The following is a 20,032-nucleotide window of genomic DNA, read 5'->3' as shown; positions in this document are numbered from 1 at the left end:
CCACAGTCCTGTTTTCTAACCCTGTCAGAGGTGTTCATTGATCCTATCGCGCATGCCATGGTTCCTTATCGCGCAGCGTCTGGGCATTGCCCTGCTTACGCTGATTGTTGTGTCCTTCGCAGTATTTTTCGCGACCGAATTGCTGCCCGGTGACGTTGCCGAAATCCTGTTGGGTCAGGCGGCCACACCCGAGGCGGTGGCGGGGTTACGCGATGCGATGGGGTTGGATCAACCCGCGCTTAGTCGGTTTATCGGCTGGCTGATAGGGTTGCTGGGCGGCGATTTTGGCACCTCGTATGTCAATAATATGCCTGTGGCAGAGCTGATAGGCGGGCGTTTGGTCAATTCGTTAAAGCTTGCGGGGTTGACGACGCTATTGGCAGTGCCGGTCGCGCTGACGCTTGGGATCAGTGCCGCGATGTGGCGCAATTCCATTTTCGACCGGATCATATCGATGCTGACCATTTCGGTGATTTCCGTGCCAGAATTCATGGTGGCCACCCTATCCGTGCTGATTTTTGCCGTGTGGCTGGATTGGTTGCCCGCGCTGAGCTTTGGGGTGAATGTGGACTCTTGGTCCGCAATTTTACGCGCCTATGCGATGCCAGTGATCACTTTGGGCTTTGTTGTGTCGGCGCAGATGATCCGCATGACCCGCGCTGCTGTGATCGAAACGATCAACACCCCCTATGTGGAGATGGCTTTGTTAAAGGGCGCATCGCGGTCGCGTATGGTACTGCGCCATGCATTGCCCAATGCGCTGGGACCGATTGCCAATGCGGTGGCCTTGTCGTTGTCCTATCTGGTGGGCGGCGTGATCATCGTCGAGACGATCTTCAATTATCCCGGCGTGGCCAAGTTGATGTTGGATGCCGTGTCCACACGCGATCTGCCATTGATCCAATCTTGTGCAATGATTTTCTGTGTCAGCTATCTGTTGTTGATCACCTTGGCGGATCTGGTCGCCATTCTATCAAACCCGAGGTTGCGCTGATGTTGAAAACGCTCTCATTCCCGCTGCGGATCGTGTCGCCAAAAACCTACGGGTATCGTTTTAGCTGGGTCGGTCGGATTGGTCTTGGCGTGATCTTGCTTTGGGCGGGTTTGGCAATCTTTGGGCCGGCATTGCAGCCCTATCCGCCAGGTGAAATCGTTGACTGGGATTATTTCGGGCCGATGTCGGATCAATTCTGGCTGGGAACGGATTATCTGGGGCGTGACATCTTATCGCGGATCTTGATGGGCGCGCGCTATACACTGGGCATCGCGCTGGCGTCGGTGTTCTTGGCCTGTGCGGCCGGTGTGATCTTGGGGATGGTTGCCGCCGTGATCGGCGGATGGTTCGATACGATTTTGTCGCGCCTGTTGGATGCGTTTAACGGTATTCCTTCATTACTGTTTGGTTTGGTTGTCGTGGCCGCGATCGGGTCCTCTATCCCGGTGTTGATCATGACATTGGCTGCGATTTACCTGCCGGGGTCTTATCGGTTTGCGCGTGCGCTTGCCGTGAATGTGAACACGATGGATTTCGTTACCGTGGCCCGCGCACGCGGCGAGGGCACGCCCTATCTGATTGCCCGTGAAATCTTTCCGAATATCCTTGGGCCGGTTTTGGCCGATCTGGGATTGCGGTTTGTTTTCATCGTGTTGGTATTGTCTGGCCTGTCCTTTCTGGGGTTGGGCGTGCAGCCGCCCTATGCCGATTGGGGCGCCCTGGTGCGTGAGAATATCGAAGGGCTAAGCCTGGGTGCGCCTGCGGTTGTATTTCCATCGCTGGCTATCGCATCGCTGACAATTTCGGTGAATATGTTCATCGACAATCTTCCAACCAAAATCCGTGACAGGAGCTGAGCTATGACAAAGCCATTGGTATCGGTGTGTGATCTGAAGATCGGCGCTGTCTCGGATGCGGGTCGTAAAATTGAGATCATCAAAGGCGTCAGCTTTGATATCGCGCCCGGAGAGATCGTGGCCCTGATTGGTGAAAGCGGGTCGGGAAAAACCACGATTGCGCTGTCCCTGATGGGGCACACGCGGACAGGCTGTGCGATCAATGGCGGCACGATCCGTCTGGGCGATCATGATGTGACCGCGATGTCCGAGGGGCAGCGTGCGCAAATCCGCGGCACCGAAGTCTCTTATGTGCCGCAATCGGCTGCTGCCGCGTTCAATCCCAGCCAAAAAATTATGGATCAGGTGATTGAGATTGCGGCGATTCACCAATTGATGCCGCGTGCGCAGGCCGAAGACAAAGCCATTGAGCTGTTCCGCGCTCTGGCCCTACCTGATGCACAGACGATTGGATCGCGCTACCCGCATCAGGTGTCGGGCGGACAGCTGCAACGGCTTTCGGCGGCGATGGCGCTGATTGGGGATCCAAAATTGGTTATCTTTGACGAACCTACGACGGCATTGGATGTGACGACACAAATTGAGGTTCTGCGCGCCTTTCGCTCGGTCATGCAAAAAGGTGCGATTGCGGGCGTTTATGTCAGCCATGATTTGGCTGTTGTGGCGCAGATTGCTGACCGGATCGTAGTGCTGAAAGGTGGAGAAATCCAAGAGGTCGGCACGGCAGAACAGATCCTGAAATCTCCCAGTCATCCCTATACGCAACAATTGCTGCAGGCGTTTGATCCGGTCCCGCATGTCCCGGTCAGCTTTGCCAAATCTGAACGGTTCCCGCCGATTTTGCAGGTCAGTGATCTATGCGCGGGCTATGGGCCGGTGAAGAATAGCGCGCCCGCAGCGAAAATTCTGAAAAATGTGAATTTTACATTGGAGCGTGGGAAAAACCTTGGGGTGATCGGGGAGTCTGGGTCGGGAAAATCGACACTGGCACGCGCGATCTCTGGGATTTTGCCGCCCTATCGGGGCCATGTAATGGTCGATGGGTATGAGCAGCCCGGTGCCTTGGCGCAGCGTACAAAGGAGCAGCTGCGACGGGCGCAGATTGTGTTTCAGTTGGCAGATACCGCGCTGAACCCGGCGCAATCGGTCGGTGCGATCCTTGGGAGGCCTCTGACATTTTACCACGGGATGACCGGACGGGCGCGTGAGGCACGGGTGATTGAGCTGCTGGATATGGTGCGTCTGCCAGCGGCGATTCGACATCGCTTGCCTTCAGAGCTGTCAGGGGGGCAAAAACAGCGGATCAACCTGGCCCGGGCGCTGGCTGCCGACCCGGTGCTGATTTTATGCGATGAAATCACTTCAGCTTTGGATACGGTGGTGGCGGCCGCGATTATTGACCTGCTTAAAGAATTACAGCGTGAATTGCAGCTGAGCTATCTGTTCATCAGCCATGATTTATCGACCGTAGAAGCCATCTGTGACGATGTCTTGGTGATGTATAAAGGCGAAGTGGTCGAAGCCCTGCCAGCGCATCAAATGAGCCGTGATGCGACGCATCCCTATTCCCGGTTGCTGGTGTCTTCGGTGCCGAAACTGGATACCGGCTGGTTAAGCGGGTTGGAACAAGATCCCGAATTGGTGGCCCGGTTTGCCAATCGGTAAGACGAAGTGATCTAACGGAAAAGCCCCGGGTTGCCCCGGGGCTTTGTTGTTTTTGTTCGGCTGCGCCTGCCCCGTTCGTGCCTAGACCCGATCCGCGAATAAGCGTGTCAGGGGGACTTGGGTCTTCATGAAGGGTGTTTTCATTACGACAAAGCTGAAATATTTGTCGATGCCGACGTCGTCTCGGTCAATTAAAGCCTCAAGGATGTTTTGATAATCGGCGATGGAGGCGGTCACGAATTTGACCAGATAATCATAGCCGCCCGACACCAAATGACATTCCACACAGCTGTCAATTTTTTCCAAGGCCTCTTGGAAGCGCGCAAAATCGATCTGGCGATGGTTTTTTAGGGTGAATTCCGTGAAGACGGTCAATGTCTCGCCCAGTTTCGCGACATCAATTTGCGCGGTATATCCGGTGATATACCCTGCTTGCTGTAGCTTTTTTACCCGCATCAGGCACGGTGAGGGCGAAAGCGCAACCAGATCAGCCAGTTCGACATTGGTGATCCGCCCATTGCGTTGCAATTCAACAAGAATTTTGATGTCGATCCGGTCGAGCTTATAGCGGGCAGTCATGACGCGGTCCTTTGGGTCCATCGCGGGTGGTGTCTTCTGTCAAAGGCAGCGTGGCTGACAAGTCAACCGCATTCGACACGATATGCTGCGATGGGCGGTGATTTGGCAGATGTGGCTGCCGCGCTGGCGGTAGCGTGATCGAAACGACTGGAGAGTGCCATGACCGCCCCGCTACTGAAATTTGAATTTGCGAAAACACCGCCGCAATCTGCGGATTGCGTTATCATCGGGGCGGGGATTGTTGGGGTCAGTGCGGCCTATTGGCTGGCGAGGGCCGGGATGAACGTGGTGCTGTTGGAAAAAGGCGTGGTTGGGGCTGAGCAATCCAGCCGAAACTGGGGCTGGTGCCGGCAGCAAAATCGCGATGCACGAGAATTGCCTCTGTCCACCCGCAGCTTGTCCCTGTGGGAGGAGATGACACGCGATATCGGTGCGGATATGGGGTTTCGTCGTTGCGGTTTGTTATATCTTTCCAATTCCGAAGCAGAGATTGAGGGCTGGGCCACATGGGGACGGTATGCACGGGGGGAGGGCGTCGATACCCGCATGTTGACCGCGCAAGAGGCCGCGATACGCGGTTCGGCCACGGGGCAATCATGGCGCGGCGGTGTGTGGTCGCCCAGCGACGGCACTGCCGATCCATCGCGGGCCGCGCCTTTGATCGCGCGCGGTGTTGTCAAACATGGTGGCACCGTGGTGCAGCATTGCGCCGCGCGGGGCATTGAAACCGAGGCAGGGACGGTCAGTGCCGTTGTCACCGAGGCGGGTGTGATCCGCACGCGGCAGGTTGTGCTGTCAGGTGGGGCATGGGCGGCCAGTTTCCTTCATCAGCTTGGAATTTCCTTCCCGCAATCCAGCGTGCGCAGTTCCATCTTGTCGGTCGCGCCGGGCGCCGAGCAGGTGCCGGCGGCGCTGCATACCAAGGATGTCTCGGTCACGCGCAGGTTGGACGGGTCCTATACTTTGGCGATTTCGGGGCGCTCTCATGTGGATCTTACGCCGGGAATGTTGCACGGGGCTGGGAAATTCCTGCCGATGTTTTTGAAACGCTGGCGGGCGCTATCGGTCGGGGGGGCGCAAGCCTGGCGTGCGGGCTTTGACAGCCGCGGTCATTGGGCCTTGGATCAGATCACACCTATGGAGCGCATGCGCGTGTTGGACCCACGGCCCAGTGCCAAGCTGATTGCGCAGACGCTGGAGCGTGCGCGTGCCCTTTTGCCCGGTTTGCGTGATCGCCCGGTTCAGGCGCAATGGGCGGGATATATTGACAGCACACCCGATGGTGTGCCGGTGATTGATGCGGATATTGGTCTTCCGGGATTGGCCCTGGCGGCGGGCTTGTCTGGGCATGGGTTTGGGATTGGCCCCGGTGTTGGGCATCTGATGGCAGATTTTGTTTTAGGGCGTCCGCCGATCACCTCTGCCGAGCAATACCGGTTGTCGCGGTTCAAGGACAGCCAATGGGGCAAAGTATCGAAATTCTGATCCTGGTTGTGCAACGCGCATTGGCTGCACGCAATCTTCTGCGCCGGGTTTGGGGTGCACTCAGTCGATTGTGCTGTGGCCCCAAGCGGATAAGGCGGATTGCTTTGGCGATCTGCATTAGGCTTGTGCAAGAGGCGCATGCGCCCGCGAAACCGAACGCCGTGAGTGAAAGGCCCCATGAATGAAAGGCCCTGTGAATGTCTGATATGACGACGATATGTCCCGCCCTGCCCGAAGGGCATTTTATTGGTGGGCGCTATGTCACGGATACGGCGGCGATCGATGTGATCTCACCGTCAACCGGACAGCGGATTGGGGCGATTCCGCGGGCAGATGCGCAGATCGTGGACCAGGCGGTTCAGGCAGCGCGCAAGGCATTGGCTACATCAAACTGGGGCGGGTTGGCCCCGCGAGAGCGGCTAAAGGCGCTTCACAAATGGGCCGACCTGATCGAACAGCAGGCCCCGGCCCTTGCTGCATTAGAGGCGGTGTGTTCGTCGCGCCCGGTGTCGCACGCATTGACCGGGGATGTTATGGTCACCGCGGAGCAGATCCGTTTTTTTGCAGAATTCGCGGATAAAGAAGGCGGTGCGCTGATCCCGGTGGCGGATCAGCAATTTGGCTATATCGCAGATGCACCCTATGGGGTTGTGGGGGCGATTACCCCATGGAATTTTCCAATTTCAATGGCGGGGTGGAAGCTGGGCCCGGCCTTGGCTGCAGGAAATGCCGTGGTGCTGAAACCGTCAGAGATGACGCCGTGGTCCACGCTGTATCTGGCAGAATTGTCGGTGCAGGCCGGCGTGCCCGCCGGGTTGATCAATGTCGTGCTTGGGGACGGCCCTGTGACAGGAACGGCGATCACGGGACATCCGGGCATCGACAAACTGTCCTTTACCGGTTCTACCCGGGCCGGGGCTGCCATCATGCAAAATATCGCCGCAACCGGGATCAAGCCGATGACGCTGGAATTGGGCGGCAAAAGCCCGATGATCGTGTTTGCAGATGCGGATCTGGATCTGGCAGCACAGTGTCTGGAGCGTGGCATTATGCCAAATGCCGGACAGTTTTGTGTTGCCGGTTCGCGGATTTTGGTCGCCAAAGAGATTGCACAACCGCTGTGTCAGAAGCTGATGCAGCGATTTGCCACCTATCAACCGGCAGATACGCTGGCGGCGCAGGCTGGGTTTTCTCCGATTATTTCGACGGGGCAGATGGGGCGGATTGATGCCATTGTGCAGGCCAGTGTGAAGGCGGGGGGGCAGATCCTTTGTGGCGGGCAAGCCTTTGACCATCCTGGAAGTTTTTACCGACCCACGTTGATTGGCGATGTGGATCAGGGCAACCCAGCCGTAACGGAAGAAATCTTTGGACCCGTTGCTACTTTCCAAAGCTTCGATACCGAAGAGGAGGCGATGGCGCTTGCCGATCACGCGACATATGGGCTGGCGGCCGGGTTGTTCACCCGCGATCTGTCGCGTGCGCTTAGGCTGACACAGCGGCTGCAGGCGGGCACCGTTTGGGTCAACCGCTATGGCCGTTCGCGTGATCATATTTTGCCAACCGGAGGGTGGAAAGCCTCTGGTCTGGGTAAGGATCTGGGCCGTGAAGCCTATCTTGCCAACCGTCGGATGAAATCCGTTCTGATCGACCTGTAATTCACCCATCATTTTGGCGCTGCATCGCCAAGGAGAGACCGATGACCTGTTATAAGCTTGCCTTGATCCCGGGCGATGGAATTGGCGTTGATGTGACCGACGCCACAATGGAGGTTCTGACTGCCGCCGCCAAAGGGGTGTTTTCATTAGAAGCGACGACCTTCCCGTGGTCTTGCGCCTATTACCTGAAACACGGCGCAATGATGCCCCAGGATGGGATCGAAACGTTGCGCGGCTTTGATGCGATTTATCTGGGTGCGGTGGGTTGGCCCAACACTGTGCCCGATTCCGTGTCCTTGCACGGATTGTTATTGCCGATCCGCAAGGCCTTTACCCAATATGCCAATATCCGCCCGCACCGATTGTTGCCGGGGGTGGAGGGGCCCCTGCGGGCGGGCGCCTTTGACATCCTTTGTATCCGTGAGAATACCGAGGGCGAATATTCCGGCGCGGGCGGGCGCGTGCATCAGGGTCAGGACAATGAGGTCGCCACCGAAACCGCCATTTTCACCCGCAAAGGCGTTGAGCGGATCTTGCGCTTTGCCTTTGATCAAGCCCGCGCGCGGCGTAGGCATCTGACCTCGGTTACCAAATCCAATGCGCAGAAATACTCTATGGTGTTTTGGGATGAGATTACCGATCTGGTCGCACAGGACTATCCCGATGTGACGGTCAGCCACATGCATATTGATGCGATGGCCGCAAAGATGGTGATGGCACCGCAGGATCTGGATGTGATCGTGGCATCTAATTTGTTCGGGGACATTTTGACCGACCTTGGCGCGGCCATCCAAGGTGGGCTTGGCTTTGCGGCTTCGGCCAATATCTGCCCCGACTGCTCTGGTCCGTCGATGTTTGAACCTGTGCACGGATCTGCGCCCGATATTGCGGGCCAGGGGCTGGCCAATCCGATTGCCGCGATTTGGTCGGGGGCGATGATGTTGGATCATCTGGGCGAACGCGAGACCGCGGCGCGCATCCTTACCGCGATTGAGGGTGTAACGGCGCAGGGGATCGGATGCCGCCCGGGCAGCCATTCCACATCACAGATTACTGCAGCCATTCTTGCGGCATTGGAGGCCTGACATGACAGAACACATCACATTCCCGGGTGATATCCGCACCCGGTTGCAAGATCCCGATCTGTTCCGCGAAGCTGCGCTGATCGATGGCACATGGGTTACGCGCGCCGATATGGCCGTAATTAACCCGGCCACCAATGCGCCATTGGGCCATATGCCAGACTGCACGGCAGATGAGGCGCAGGCCGCGATCACCGCTGCCGCTGTTGCAATGGTTGAATGGAAGGCGCTGACCCATGCGCAGCGGGCGGATATTTTGTTGGTGTGGTATCAGCTGATGCTTGATCACGCGGACGATCTGGCTCTGATTTTGACCGCCGAGCAAGGCAAGCCGCTGGCCGAAGCGCGCGGCGAGATCCTATATGGTGCCTCTTTCGTGCGCTGGTTCGCAGAAGAGGCCCGCCGGGTTAATGGCGCGATCATTCCAAGCCCGGTGCCGGGCAAAAAGATCTTTGCAATGAAAGAGCCGGTGGGCGTTTGCGCGATTATCACGCCGTGGAATTTTCCCAATGCGATGATCACGCGAAAGGTCGCGCCGGGTTTGGCAGCGGGCTGCACGATGGTTATCAAACCCTCGGATTTTACGCCCTATTCTGCCTTGGCGCTGGGTGTTCTGGCCGAACGCGCGGGTATTCCCAAAGGGGTGTTGAACATATTGACCGGGCGCCCAGAAAAGATTGGGTCTGCGCTGACCTCCAGCCCGGTGGTGCGCAAACTGTCCTTTACCGGCTCTACGCGTGTGGGTGCGCTTTTGGCAGAGCAATGCGCGCCGACGTTGAAGAAGATGTCGTTGGAATTGGGCGGCAATGCCCCGTTTATTGTCTTTGATGATGCCGATCTGGATGCGGCGGTCGAAGGGGCGATGGCGTCAAAATTTCGCAATGGCGGGCAGACATGTGTCTGTGCCAATCGGATTTTGGTGCAATCGGGCATTCATGATGCCTTTGTTGCTGCGCTGGCGGATAGGGTGAACGCGCTGCATGTTGGTCCAGGGCTGGATCCAAATGCTGCGATCGGGCCGATGATCAACGCAGCGGCGATCGCCAAGATTACCGCGCATGTTGAGGACGCATTGGCCAAAGGCGCCGTCAGGGCAACGGCACCGCGTGACCTTCCCGATGGTTATGCTGATCCGGTCGTATTAACCGGGGCGACGCCGCAGATGCGTCTGGCATCCGAGGAAACCTTTGGCCCGGTTGCACCAATTTTCAAATTTGAAACCGAGGCACAGGCGCTGTCGATTGCCAATGGCACACCGTTCGGATTGGCGGCCTATTTCTTCACCACGGATATGGCGCGGGCGTTCCGCTTTGGCGAGGCACTGGAGGTCGGTCTGGTCGGGCTGAACACCGGTGCGGTCAGCCATGCCGAGGCCCCGTTTGGCGGTGTGAAATCTTCCGGTCTTGGGCGCGAAGGCGCCCAAGAAGGTATTGAAGAATATCTGGAAACCAAAGCGTTCCACTTCGGCGGCCTGTAAGCCGAAGATGGCCCACAGCCCCTGTATTTCAAAGGCTGTGGGCCATCTGTCTCAGGCTTCGCCGCGCGGGTCGATCAGCTTGGCAATCACCCCTTCGCGGGTGATCTTGCGCCCGTCTGTCAGAGCAACCGCCGGGACATGTTTAAGCTGCTCCATCACGGCGCGCACGGGTGTGTTAGGCGGCAGTGGCGTGCCGTCGGCGCTGCCCGGTTCGGCCAGATCGGTTGCGGTCAGCACGCCCAGCGGGTTCATATGCGCGACGAAATCGGCCACATAATCATTTACCGGATTGGCGATAATATCGCGCGCACTGCCGACCTGAATGATCCGCCCGCCTTCCATCAGCGCAATACGGTTGCCCAGCTTGAAGGCCTCGTCCAGGTCGTGGCTTACGAAGATAATCGTCCGTTTCAGCTTTTGCTGAAGTTCCAGAAGCTCATCTTGCAGCTTGGCGCGGATCAGCGGGTCAAGCGCTGAAAATGGTTCATCCATCAGCAGGATCGGGGCTTCGGTGGCAAAGGCGCGGGCCAGACCAACGCGCTGTTGCATCCCGCCGGACAGCTCTCCGACGCGGACATCGGCCCATTGCGACAGGCTGACCAGAGCAAGCTGTTCTTCGACCTTTTCGCGGCGCTCTTGCTTCGACATTCCAGCCAATTCCAGCCCAAGCCCGACGTTTTCACGCACGGTGCGCCAAGGCAGCAGGCCAAATTGCTGAAACACCATCGCGATATGATGACGACGCACCCGCAAAAGATCCGCCTTTGAAGCATGGGTAACATCGACGCGGCCCTCGGGCGTATTCACCCACACGGCACCGCGGCACACCGGGTTCAACGCATTCACACCGCGCAAAAGCGTAGATTTGCCAGAGCCGGACAGGCCCATCAGCACCAGGATTTCGCCCTCATCAACGGACAAAGAACAGTCGTGAACGCCCAAGACCTGATCTGTTTGGGCCTTTACCTGCGCGCGTGACTGACCCTGATCCATGATCGGCAGGGCCGATGTAGGGTCATCCCCGAACACAATCGAGACGTTTTCAAATTCAATCGCTGGCTGGCTCATTGTGTTGACTCCTTGCGCACTTCAAGCATGACGCGCAGCACAGTCGCCAATGCTACAATCACAAACCCGGATTCAAAGCCCAGATCCGGTTTCATGCGGTTCAACCCATTCAAAACCGGGGTGCCCAGACCGCCGGCGCCGACCAATGTTGCGATGACCACCATAGACAGCGACAGCATGATCGTTTGGTTCAGCCCGACCATGATTTGCGGAAAGGCCGACGGCAATTCAACCTTCCACAACCGCTGCATCGGGGTTGCGCCGAAGGCGGTTGCCGCCTCTGACAGTGCGGTCGGGGTGGAGGCAATCCCCAGATAGGTCAGGCGGATCGATGCTGGCAGTGCGAAAATCACCGTTGCAATCAGGCCCGGCACAGCACCCAGACCAAAGAAGATCACAGCGGGGATCAGATAGACAAATGTCGGTAAGGTCTGCATCAGATCCAACACCGGTTCCAGCCCGGAATAAACCCAGCGTTTGCGGGCGGCCAAGATTCCCAGCGGCACGCCAATGCCCATGCAGACGATACAAGAAACCAATATCAACGATAGCGTTTCGGTCGTATCTTCCCAATAATCCTGATTCAGGATGAACAGCATTCCCAACGCTACGATCAGGCATTTCTTCCAACTTTTTTGCAGCGCCCATGTCAGCGCAACGAAAATTACGATCAGCACAATGGGGGGCGGCGATTGCAGCAACCAAAGGACAGCATCAATCAGCGTATCCAATGCGCTGGCGAGCGAATCGAAAAAGCCGGCGCCATTGGTTTTCAGCCAGTCGACGATTGCTTCAGCGCTGTCGCCGATGGGTAGTTTATAGGCGGTAAGCCATTCCATTCGTACAGTTCCCTCGTATGTATAGGAGGGCCGGTCCGATCGCGGCAGATCAGTCCGACGTTCCGTTTGGGCATGTGGTCTTATGCACCGTGCAAGGTTTCGCACGCATGCAGTGATTTCTTAACGGCGCAGGTGCGAAAACGGTGCCGAAGGCGGCAGACCAATGGGTCCGTCCGGCGCTTGGGCCAGCATATGTCATCCCGAAGGAAGGATATGGCAATTTCGTCTCCAGCAAGGCGCGTTTTTTCTTGATTGACGAGTCAATAAAAAACAGTATAGCCCAAGAATGCAAGCAGTTTCCCAAGAAAAGGGGCAAGTCATGCCAAAAATTGGGGCAGAGCCTATTCGGCGGGCAGCTTTGGTAAAGGCGACGATCGAAACCATTGGTGAGGCCGGAACCCTTGAGGTGACGGTGGCGCAAATCGCACGTCGGGCGGGGATGTCTTCGGCCTTGGCGCATCATTATTTCGGGTCCAAAGAGCAGATCTTCCTGGCCGCGATGCGCGCGATCCTTAGTCAATATGGTGCAGAGGTGCGCGTGGCTTTGGCGCAGGTTGCTACGGATGGGCCAGAGGCGCGGCTGCGCGCGATCACCATTGCCAATTTCGCCCCTGCCAGTTTCAAACGCGAAGCGATATCGGCATGGCTGAACTTTTATGTTTTGGCGCAGAAAAGCGCGCCTGCGCGGCGCTTGCTATCGGTGTATCAGCGCCGGCTGCGGTCAAACCTGCTGTATGAATTACGCCCCTTGGTTGGGTCGCGGGCGCTGGCCGTGGCCGAAGGTTTGGGCGCGATAATCGACGGTGTCTATATTCGCGCCGCCCTGACAGATGGTCCGGCGGATGCGAAATATGCTACTGAAATTGTTATGGAATATCTGAACAGAGAGCTAAGGGGCACAGCATGAAGGCACAGCCAAAAGCAAGCCATTTCGTCAATGGCGCCTATCTGGAAGACACCGCAGGTGATGTGATCGAAGTGACCTATCCCGGAACGGGAGAGGTGATCGCGATGCTTCATGCGGCCACGGATGCGGTGATTGATACGGCAATTTCTTCGGCGGTTGCGGCGCAAAAATCATGGGCTGCGATGGCGCCGATTGAACGCGCACGCATATTGACCCGCGCTGTTGCCATCATCCGCGAGCGCGCAGAAGAGCTCGCGCAGCTTGAGACATTGGACACCGGCAAGCCGATTCAGGAAACTCGTGCCGCTGATTGGCCTTCGGGGGCGGATGCGCTGGAATATTTTGCCGGGCTGGCGCCGACATTGACCGGTGAAACCATGCCGCTTGGGGGGGATTTTGCCTATACGCTTCGCGAACCTTTGGGCGTATGCGCGGGGATCGGTGCGTGGAACTATCCAAGCCAGATCGCCTGCTGGAAATCTGCGCCTGCGCTGTCGACCGGTAATGCAATGGTGTTCAAACCGTCTGAGGTCACGCCGCTTGGCGCGCTGAAACTGGCAGAGATCTTCATCGAAGCAGGAATGCCGCCGGGAATTTTCAACGTGGTGCAGGGATATGGCCCTGTGGGCGCCGCGCTGTCGATTGATCCGCGAATTGCCAAAGTGTCTTTGACAGGTTCGGTTCCGACCGGATCGAAGGTGAATGCGGCCGCCGCGCCGTCGATGAAACATGTTACGATGGAGTTGGGCGGGAAATCTCCGCTGATCGTGTTTGATGACGCGTCGCTTGAGGATGCGATCGGAGCGGCGATGCTGGGGAATTTCTACTCTTCCGGTCAGATCTGCTCAAACGGAACGCGTGTTTTCGTGCAGCGTGGGATCTATGAGGCATTCTTGACCCGTCTGGCCGAACGCACGGGGGCAATTATCTCCGGCGATCCACTGGCGGAGGAGACACAATTTGGTCCGCTGATCTCGAAGGCGCAGTTCGATAAGGTCATGGGCTATGTCCAAACCGCGAAGGACGAAGGTGCAAGACTGATCTGCGGCGGCAGCGGTAAGGGGCTGTTTGTGGCGCCGACAGTCTTTGCCGATGTGACCGATGACATGACCATTGCGCGCGAAGAAATCTTTGGCCCGGTGATGTCGGTTCTGCCCTTTGATGCCGAAGACGAGGCATTGACCCGTGCGAATGATACGCAATTTGGTTTGGCTGCTGGTGTGTTTACGGCCGATTTGACCCGCGCGCACCGGGTTGTGGCAGCGTTGCAGGCCGGGACCACATGGATCAACGCCTATAATCTGACGCCGGTCGAAATGCCGTTCGGCGCGGTCAAAGCCTCTGGTTTTGGGCGAGAAAACTCGCGCCACGCTGTGGAGCATTACACGCAGATGAAGTCGGTTTATGTCGGCATGCAGCCGGTCGACAGCCCTTACTAAGCGAAGGCGAAGGCAGGGGCGCGGCCGTGCCCCTGTCCGCAGGTAATACAGCCTGTGCGAATGATTTGGAGCCAGTATCAAAATGAGTATGAAAGCGGAATATATTGTGGTCGGCGCCGGATCTGGTGGTGCAGCACTGGCCTATCGTCTGGCACAGGCGGGCAAGCGCGTTCAGGTCATTGAATTTGGTGGCTCTGATATTGGGCCGTTCATACAGATGCCTGCCGCGCTGAGCTACCCGATGAATATGCCAATGTATGATTGGGGATTTGCATCCGAGCCAGAGCCGGGCCTGAACGGGCGGTCCCTTGCGACGCCGCGCGGCAAGGTGATTGGCGGATCGTCCTCGATTAACGGGATGGTCTATGTGCGTGGTCACGCCTGTGACTATGATCATTGGGCCGATCAGGGCGCGGACGGCTGGTCCTATGCCGATGTGCTGCCCTATTTCAAACGGGCGGAGCATTGGCACGGTGGCGCCGACGGCGGTGACGCCGATTGGCGTGGACATGATGGCCCGCTGCATATCAGCCGGGGCCCGCGCAAGAATCCGCTGTTTGATGCGTTCATTCAGGCCGGTCAACAGGCGGGCTATGGCTATACCGCAGATTACAACGGCGAACGCCAAGAGGGTTTCGGCCCGATGGAGGCGACGATCTATAAGGGACGGCGCTGGTCTGTGGCCAATGCCTATTTGCGGCCTGCGTTGAAAGCCTGGCCGGACCGGATTGAGGTTATTCGCGCAATGGCCCGTAAGGTGGTGTTTGAAGATGGCCGCGCGGTGGGCGTGGAGGTTTCGCGCGGCGGAAAGATCGAGGTTCTTCGTGCCTCATCCGAAGTTGTCCTGGCCGCCAGCTCTATCAACACACCGAAATTATTGATGCTTTCGGGAATTGGCCCGGCGGATCATTTGGCCCAACATGGCATTGATATCTTGGCGGATCGCCCTGGCGTGGGTGGCAATTTGCAAGATCACCTAGAGGTCTATCTGCAATTCGCAGCCAAAGAGCCGATCACGTTGTACAAGCACTGGAACCTTCTGGGGAAGGGGATGATCGGCGCGCAGTGGCTGTTAACGAAATCAGGCTTGGGCGGGTCGAACCAATTTGAGGCCTGCGGGTTTATTCGTTCTGATAAAGGGATCGAATACCCTGATATTCAGTATCATTTCTTGCCGATTGCGGTGCGTTATGATGGCAAGGCCTCGGCTGAAGGGCATGGTTTTCAGGTGCATTGTGGGCCGATGCGATCCAAATCTCGCGGACGTGTCAGCCTGAACAGCGCCGACCCGATGGACAAGCCCAAGATCTTTTTCAATTACATGAACCACCCCGATGATTGGACCGAATGGCGCAAAGTGATCCGCCTGACGCGTGAGGTCTTTGCGCAGCCTGCGATGGATGCCCATGTGAAACATGAAATTCAGCCCGGCGCGGCGTGTCAATCGGATGCGCAGATTGATGCCTTTGTGCGCGAACATGCCGAAAGCGCCTATCACCCATGCGGCACCGCGCGGATGGGGCGTGCGGATGATCCCGATGCGGTGGTTGATCCTGATGGACGTGTGATCGGCGTTAATGGGCTTCGGGTTGCTGATAGCTCGATTTTCCCGCGTGTGACCAATGGCAACCTCAATGGCCCGTCGATCATGGTCGGTGAAAAAATTGCCGATCACATTCTGGGCCGCAGCCTGCCGGCGGAAAACGCACAGCCTTGGATCCACCCGCAGTGGCAGGCGCAGCAAAGATAATCGCGGTTAACCGCAATATATCTTGACCAATCGCGCATGCCCCACGATATGTGGGGTATGTTTACTTTCCGTTCTTTTTTCTTAATGTTCGTGCTGCTGGCGTCTTCTGCGGGGGCGCAGGTGGTGCAGGGGCGGGCGCGTATTGTCGATGGCGATACGTTGGAACTGCGCGGTCAGATGGTGCGGTTGCACGGGATTGATGCGCCCGAAACCACGCAGACTTGCCGGACTGCGGCAGGGGCGCAATGGGATTGCGGGCACGCCGCCACCGCCCATTTACGCCGCCTAACAGCGGGTGATATCCGCTGCAACGGGGATCAGCATGACCGCTATGGCCGGTTGGTTGCGAAATGTTTTCGCGGTCAAACCGATCTGGGGGCGCAAATGGTCAGCGATGGGTTTGCCTTTGCTTATCGGGCTTATGCGTTGGATTATGTCGCACAGGAAAAACAGGCATTGGTGGCGGGCCGTGGGATTTGGGCAGGCGATGTGCAAAACCCGGCGGATTGGCGGCGCACAGGTGCGGTGCCTGCGGCAGCCCAGGCCAGCGGTTGCGTGATCAAGGGCAATATCTCGGGCAAGGGAAAAATCTACCACATGCCCGGCACGCGGTCTTACGGTGTCACTAAAATCTCGCCAGATAAAGGAGAGCGCTGGTTTTGCACTGAGGCACAGGCCCGTGCTGCCGGTTGGCGTGTACGTAACTGATCATGCAATGTCATAGGGCAATAGCCCGCGTCGATCGGGATCGATTTTCAAGCGCCGCTCCAACGGCGGAACCGAGCGTTGATGGCAGTCTTTGCGTTCACAAATCCGGCATGAAATTCCAATCGGTTGATAGGCGCGTGGTGTGTTCAGATCCATCCCATCCGCATAGATCAGCCCCTTGGCATGGCTGACCTCGCAGCCCAGACAGACCGCATATCTGCGCACCGGGGCGGTAAAACTGCCGCCGGGCTTGGACACGTCACGCGCGATGCACAGATAACGCGCCCCATCTGGCGTTTCGGCCAATTGCCGCAAAAATCGCGTCGGCGTTTCAAAAGCCTGATGCACGTTCCACAGCGGACAGGCACCGCCAAACCGGGCAAATTGCAACCGGGTGGCAGAGTGGCGTTTGGTGATCGTGCCGGCCTGATCAACCCGCACAAAGAAAAACGGAATACCCTTTGCGCCAGGGCGCTGCAGCGTCGATAGCCGATGTCCGATCTGTTCAATCGACGCGCCGAATTGCTCTGCCAGGCGCTCCAGATCATGGCGGGTTGTCTGCGCAGCCTCTAAAAATGCGCGATAGGGCATAACCGCGGCGCCAGCGAAATAATTGGCCAATCCGATTTTGGCGATCTTGCGGGCGGTATCGGATTGAAACCGGGCCAGATCCAAAGTGGCCTCCAGTAATTCATTATGCGCAATCAGCGCGACCTGATGCATCAGTTGAAACGCCTGCGTGGATTTACTGGCATGTGCGGATAAGGTGATCGTGTCCCCAATGCGCTGGCGCAGGGTGTCCGTGTTGGTAATCGCCACCTGGATGCCGCGCGCGGTCAGCGCCTGCGTCGCATGGCTGACCGGGTCCAGGCGAATGCCATCCGGGCAGGAAAACCGTTCTGCTGCTCGGTCCACCGCATCAATGTAATTGTCGCAGTAATGGAAGAAATCCCGAACCTCATCCCAGGGGCTGACGGCGGCTTGTGCCCCCTCGCGGCCCAATGCCTCATCCAGCGATGCAAGACGTTCATGTGATTGGCGATAAGCGCTGTGCAATTCCAAAAATGCCCGGGCCAGCGCAGGCGCATTGGAGGCCGCCAGCCGTAAATCGGCCAAAGGGGGTGTGGTGTCTGAAAACACCGGATCGGCCAAAGCCTCGCGCATGTCGGACACGATACGTTCGGCATCCCCCGCCGACAGTTCGGTCACATCCAGCCCGAATTCCGAGGCGAGGGCCAAAACAACCTGTGCCGAAACGGGACGGTGATTGTTTTCCATTTGATTGAGATAGGGCAAGGACACGCCAAGGCGGTCGGCAAACCGTTTTTGCGTCAGGCCAAGGCGCGTTCTGGTTTCACGCAGTTTCATCCCGGCATAGAGTTTTTGTGTTGCCATCCCGTCGCCCCATGTTTGCAAATGTGAAATTATCTTTGCAAACAGACGGGGTCAATCGGCAAGAGGTCGCATGAAAAAACCGCCGCACCCAAGGGGCACGGCGGTATGATCTGACGTTCGGCTGCGATCAGGCGCTTTTGGATCCGTAGAACCGCGACTGTTCGGTGATCGCATATTGGCCACGCTTGATCTTGGTGATCTTGCCCTGGCGTAGCAATTTGCCAAAGCTGCGCATCCGGTCTTCGCGTGAAAATGCAGTGCCGTCATCCATCGCCGCCACCTTTTTCATGATCTGAGGAGGTGAGAAATGCGGGCGACCTTCAACCTGCGAGGTATAAGCCGCAGCCGCCTCCAACAGTTCTGACAGGCCTTGTGTGCCAAGCGCATCTGCGAATTCGCTAAAGCTTGTGGCTTCTTCGGCAGACAGCGGTGGCGCCGCGGCTTCGGCCTCGGCCTCGGTTTGTGCGATCTGTGCGGTGGTGATCCGACGTGGGCGGATTGCAACGGCGAGCGGTGCTGCCGGGGCCTCGTCTTCAGTGGTGGCGACACGCTGTTCGGATACCAATACCAACGGGGCCGGCCGGCCCGCTTTCGCGGCTTCTTCTGGTTCCTCTGACCGGATCGCGCGGGTTTGGGCGCCGGCCGGGCGCCGCGGGCGGACCACATTGGTCAAATCTTCCCGATAGGGCTTTGTGTCATCCTTAGATTCGCCCGCACCGCCTTTGGCGCGGCGATCTGCGACGGTTGCAGCAACGGCGGCCTTCAGATGTGCGATCGCAGAAAGACGGCGCTTGTTGTCCTGACCGGCAAGCTTTTCATCCGCCTGGCGCATCAACCGCGAGATGTCGGTGTTGGCCTCGGCCTGCTGGCGTGATGCCGATGCCGGTGCTGGGGGCGGTGTCAATGCTGCGGCGTCTTGTGCCTCGCTTTCGGACGCGGTGTCTTCTTCGGGTGCTTCAGGGACATCCTCCAGATCCAGATTCGATAGATCAAACTCATCACCTTGCGCAGCGGCGGTAAGATCTTGTTGAACGGCGGAAGGGGCCTCTTCGTCGCTGTCTAAATCGAGGCCGGACAGGTCGATATCAAAATCATCTTCGACCGTCTGATCAGCCGGCGCCGATGTTTCCGCAATATCCGAAACATCGGGATTTGCTTCAGCGAGCGTTGCACCATCGTCGTTAAGCAAGGCGAGTTCGGCCATCAAATCGGCCTCATCCTCATCGCTGAGCAACGTCTTTGAAGTTTGATGTTGAGTTTCTGCGGGTTGTAAAATCGCGGCGGCGGCTGCGGTTGCTGTCGCTTCTGGCAAAACTGGCGGTTCCGCGCGGCGCACTTTGATTACGCGCGCGCGAATGCGTGGGCGGGCAGCAGGCAGTTCCTGTGCGGGGTCGGCGGCGGGCTGCGACTCGGCTTGGGATGGCGCATCGTCCTGCGCGGTCTCTGTCGCAGTCAGTGCGTCATTCTCTTCGCTTGGGTCTGCGGGTGTCGGCGCGTCTTGGAGGGCGGCTGAAATCGAGTCAAACAGTGCGCTGTCTTCCGCGGCTTCGGTTTCGGGTGTTGGGGCGTGGGGGGCCACGCCCTCGGCCTCTAGCTGCGCTTCGCTTTCTTGTGCAACTGCCTGTGCTGCGGTGGATGCGTCTTGGTCTTGGTCTTGGTCTTGGTCTGGTGTCTCAGTTTCGGCGGAATGCAGGCGTATGCGGGCTTCTTCCAGCCGTGCTAGTCGCGCGGTGCGTCGGGCTTCGCGGCGCGTGGCGCGGCGTTCTGCAAGGGCGCGCAGGACGGCTTCTTCGTCAGGGTCCAAGCCGAGAGGATGGCTGCCTTGAGGCGCAATATCAGCGTCGGTTTCTACGGTTTCTTTGTTGACGGGCGTTGCGGTTTCATTAGGAGCAGCCTCAGCAGCCTCAGCAGCCTCAGCAGCCTCAGCAGCCTCAGCAGCCTCAGCAGCCTCAGCAGCCTCAGCAGCCTCAGCAGCCTCAGCAGCCTCAGCAGCCTCAGCAGCCTCAGCAGCCTCAGCAGCCTCAGCAGCCTCAGCAGCCTCAGCAGCCTCAGCAGCCTCAGAAGTGGCGGGCAAGGATTCTTCTTGCGAAATTACCATCTCACCGTCCGCATCGTCACTTGTGACAGCG

The 20,032-nt window shown here is 58.0% G+C and carries 16 protein-coding genes; 11 read left to right on the top strand and 5 right to left on the bottom strand.

Going from position 1 to position 20,032, the window contains the following annotated elements; genetic code table 11:
* Nucleotides 1-52 precede the first annotated feature (52 nt).
* From BFP70_RS18200 to BFP70_RS18190, 3 genes are read left to right on the top strand one after another with little or no spacing between them, the layout of a single operon-like run.
* The gene (locus BFP70_RS18200) at nucleotides 53-994 is read left to right on the top strand and encodes an ABC transporter permease (protein WP_066013203.1); all 942 of its coding nucleotides are present in this window, start codon (nucleotides 53-55) and stop codon (nucleotides 992-994) included.
* Nucleotides 994-1,851: an ABC transporter permease gene (locus BFP70_RS18195; protein ID WP_066013201.1), complete on the top strand. Its 858-nt coding sequence runs from the start codon at nucleotides 994-996 to the stop codon at nucleotides 1,849-1,851. Before BFP70_RS18200 ends, BFP70_RS18195 begins: the two co-directional genes overlap by 1 nt.
* Nucleotides 1,852-1,854: 3 nt before the next feature.
* A complete protein-coding gene (locus BFP70_RS18190; RefSeq protein ID WP_066013198.1) occupies nucleotides 1,855-3,516 on the top strand; it encodes an ABC transporter ATP-binding protein in 1,662 nt (553 codons plus the stop codon).
* Nucleotides 3,517-3,597: 81 nt separating this feature from the next.
* Here BFP70_RS18190 and BFP70_RS18185 read toward each other — a convergent pair whose 3' ends face one another.
* A complete protein-coding gene (locus tag BFP70_RS18185) occupies nucleotides 3,598-4,095 on the bottom strand; it encodes an Lrp/AsnC family transcriptional regulator (protein ID WP_066013196.1) in 498 nt (165 codons plus the stop codon).
* A 159-nt stretch (nucleotides 4,096-4,254) separates the two neighbouring features.
* Here BFP70_RS18185 and BFP70_RS18180 point away from each other — a divergent pair, with 159 nt between their 5' ends.
* The 4 genes from BFP70_RS18180 to BFP70_RS18165 all read left to right on the top strand — a co-directional run bounded on the left by BFP70_RS18180 (nucleotide 4,255) and on the right by BFP70_RS18165 (nucleotide 9,797).
* Nucleotides 4,255-5,580 (top strand): FAD-binding oxidoreductase, encoded by a 1,326-nt coding sequence (locus BFP70_RS18180; protein ID WP_066013195.1) that lies wholly within the window; start codon nucleotides 4,255-4,257, stop codon nucleotides 5,578-5,580.
* Between the two features lie 197 nt (nucleotides 5,581-5,777).
* Nucleotides 5,778-7,238, top strand: coding sequence for an aldehyde dehydrogenase (locus tag BFP70_RS18175; RefSeq protein ID WP_141693268.1), 1,461 nt, complete (start codon nucleotides 5,778-5,780; stop codon nucleotides 7,236-7,238).
* Nucleotides 7,239-7,279: 41 nt separating this feature from the next.
* Nucleotides 7,280-8,323, top strand: a complete 1,044-nt coding sequence (locus BFP70_RS18170) for a tartrate dehydrogenase (protein WP_066013194.1) — start codon at nucleotides 7,280-7,282, stop codon at nucleotides 8,321-8,323.
* A gap of 1 nt (nucleotide 8,324) precedes the next feature.
* Nucleotides 8,325-9,797: an NAD-dependent succinate-semialdehyde dehydrogenase gene (locus BFP70_RS18165; protein WP_066013192.1), complete on the top strand. Its 1,473-nt coding sequence runs from the start codon at nucleotides 8,325-8,327 to the stop codon at nucleotides 9,795-9,797.
* A gap of 51 nt (nucleotides 9,798-9,848) precedes the next feature.
* Here the strand turns inward: BFP70_RS18165 and choV are convergent, their stop codons facing one another.
* Nucleotides 9,849-10,865, bottom strand: coding sequence for a choline ABC transporter ATP-binding protein (choV, locus tag BFP70_RS18160; protein ID WP_066013189.1), 1,017 nt, complete (start codon nucleotides 10,863-10,865; stop codon nucleotides 9,849-9,851).
* Nucleotides 10,862-11,704: a choline ABC transporter permease subunit gene (choW, locus tag BFP70_RS18155; protein ID WP_066013186.1), complete on the bottom strand. Its 843-nt coding sequence runs from the start codon at nucleotides 11,702-11,704 to the stop codon at nucleotides 10,862-10,864. The genes choV and choW overlap by 4 nt, the downstream gene beginning before the upstream one ends.
* 319 nt (nucleotides 11,705-12,023) lie before the next feature.
* Between choW and betI the strand changes: the two genes are divergently transcribed.
* From betI to BFP70_RS18135, 4 genes are all read left to right on the top strand, one after another.
* Complete coding sequence (betI, locus tag BFP70_RS18150; RefSeq protein ID WP_066013184.1) at nucleotides 12,024-12,611, top strand: transcriptional regulator BetI; 588 nt, start codon at nucleotides 12,024-12,026, stop codon at nucleotides 12,609-12,611.
* On the top strand, nucleotides 12,608-14,050 hold the full coding sequence (gene betB, locus BFP70_RS18145) for a betaine-aldehyde dehydrogenase (protein ID WP_066013180.1): 1,443 nt from the start codon (nucleotides 12,608-12,610) through the stop codon (nucleotides 14,048-14,050). Before betI ends, betB begins: the two co-directional genes overlap by 4 nt.
* Before the next feature lie 88 nt (nucleotides 14,051-14,138).
* Nucleotides 14,139-15,800 carry a choline dehydrogenase gene (gene betA, locus BFP70_RS18140; protein WP_066013178.1) on the top strand — a complete coding sequence of 554 codons (1,662 nt, stop codon included), beginning with the start codon at nucleotides 14,139-14,141 and terminating at the stop codon, nucleotides 15,798-15,800.
* Between the two features lie 36 nt (nucleotides 15,801-15,836).
* Nucleotides 15,837-16,508 (top strand): thermonuclease family protein, encoded by a 672-nt coding sequence (locus BFP70_RS18135; RefSeq protein ID WP_255356777.1) that lies wholly within the window; start codon nucleotides 15,837-15,839, stop codon nucleotides 16,506-16,508.
* Here the strand turns inward: BFP70_RS18135 and BFP70_RS18130 are convergent, their stop codons facing one another.
* Entirely contained in the window at nucleotides 16,509-17,903 is a 1,395-nt protein-coding gene (locus BFP70_RS18130) for a short-chain fatty acyl-CoA regulator family protein (protein WP_066013176.1), read from the bottom strand.
* Nucleotides 17,904-18,030: 127 nt separating this feature from the next.
* A partial coding sequence (locus BFP70_RS21150; protein ID WP_066013174.1) for a hypothetical protein occupies nucleotides 18,031-20,032 on the bottom strand: 2,002 nt, incomplete at its 5' end.

The organism is Thioclava sp. SK-1, from assembly GCF_001705665.1.
GTDB lineage: Bacteria > Pseudomonadota > Alphaproteobacteria > Rhodobacterales > Rhodobacteraceae > Thioclava.
The sequence above is the reverse complement of the archived record's forward strand: the minus strand, read 5'-3'. Positions and strand labels throughout refer to the sequence as shown.

Coding starts and splice junctions, on each gene's coding strand:
- BFP70_RS18200 (WP_066013203.1), top strand. CDS start 53: ATGCCATGGTTCCTTATCGCGCAGCGTCTGGGCATTGCCCTGCTTACG.
- BFP70_RS18195 (WP_066013201.1), top strand. CDS start 994: ATGTTGAAAACGCTCTCATTCCCGCTGCGGATCGTGTCGCCAAAAACC.
- BFP70_RS18190 (WP_066013198.1), top strand. CDS start 1,855: ATGACAAAGCCATTGGTATCGGTGTGTGATCTGAAGATCGGCGCTGTC.
- BFP70_RS18185 (WP_066013196.1), bottom strand. CDS start 4,095: ATGACTGCCCGCTATAAGCTCGACCGGATCGACATCAAAATTCTTGTT.
- BFP70_RS18180 (WP_066013195.1), top strand. CDS start 4,255: ATGACCGCCCCGCTACTGAAATTTGAATTTGCGAAAACACCGCCGCAA.
- BFP70_RS18175 (WP_141693268.1), top strand. CDS start 5,778: ATGTCTGATATGACGACGATATGTCCCGCCCTGCCCGAAGGGCATTTT.
- BFP70_RS18170 (WP_066013194.1), top strand. CDS start 7,280: ATGACCTGTTATAAGCTTGCCTTGATCCCGGGCGATGGAATTGGCGTT.
- BFP70_RS18165 (WP_066013192.1), top strand. CDS start 8,325: ATGACAGAACACATCACATTCCCGGGTGATATCCGCACCCGGTTGCAA.
- choV (WP_066013189.1), bottom strand. CDS start 10,865: ATGAGCCAGCCAGCGATTGAATTTGAAAACGTCTCGATTGTGTTCGGG.
- choW (WP_066013186.1), bottom strand. CDS start 11,704: ATGGAATGGCTTACCGCCTATAAACTACCCATCGGCGACAGCGCTGAA.
- betI (WP_066013184.1), top strand. CDS start 12,024: ATGCCAAAAATTGGGGCAGAGCCTATTCGGCGGGCAGCTTTGGTAAAG.
- betB (WP_066013180.1), top strand. CDS start 12,608: ATGAAGGCACAGCCAAAAGCAAGCCATTTCGTCAATGGCGCCTATCTG.
- betA (WP_066013178.1), top strand. CDS start 14,139: ATGAAAGCGGAATATATTGTGGTCGGCGCCGGATCTGGTGGTGCAGCA.
- BFP70_RS18135 (WP_255356777.1), top strand. CDS start 15,837: ATGCCCCACGATATGTGGGGTATGTTTACTTTCCGTTCTTTTTTCTTA.
- BFP70_RS18130 (WP_066013176.1), bottom strand. CDS start 17,903: ATGGCAACACAAAAACTCTATGCCGGGATGAAACTGCGTGAAACCAGA.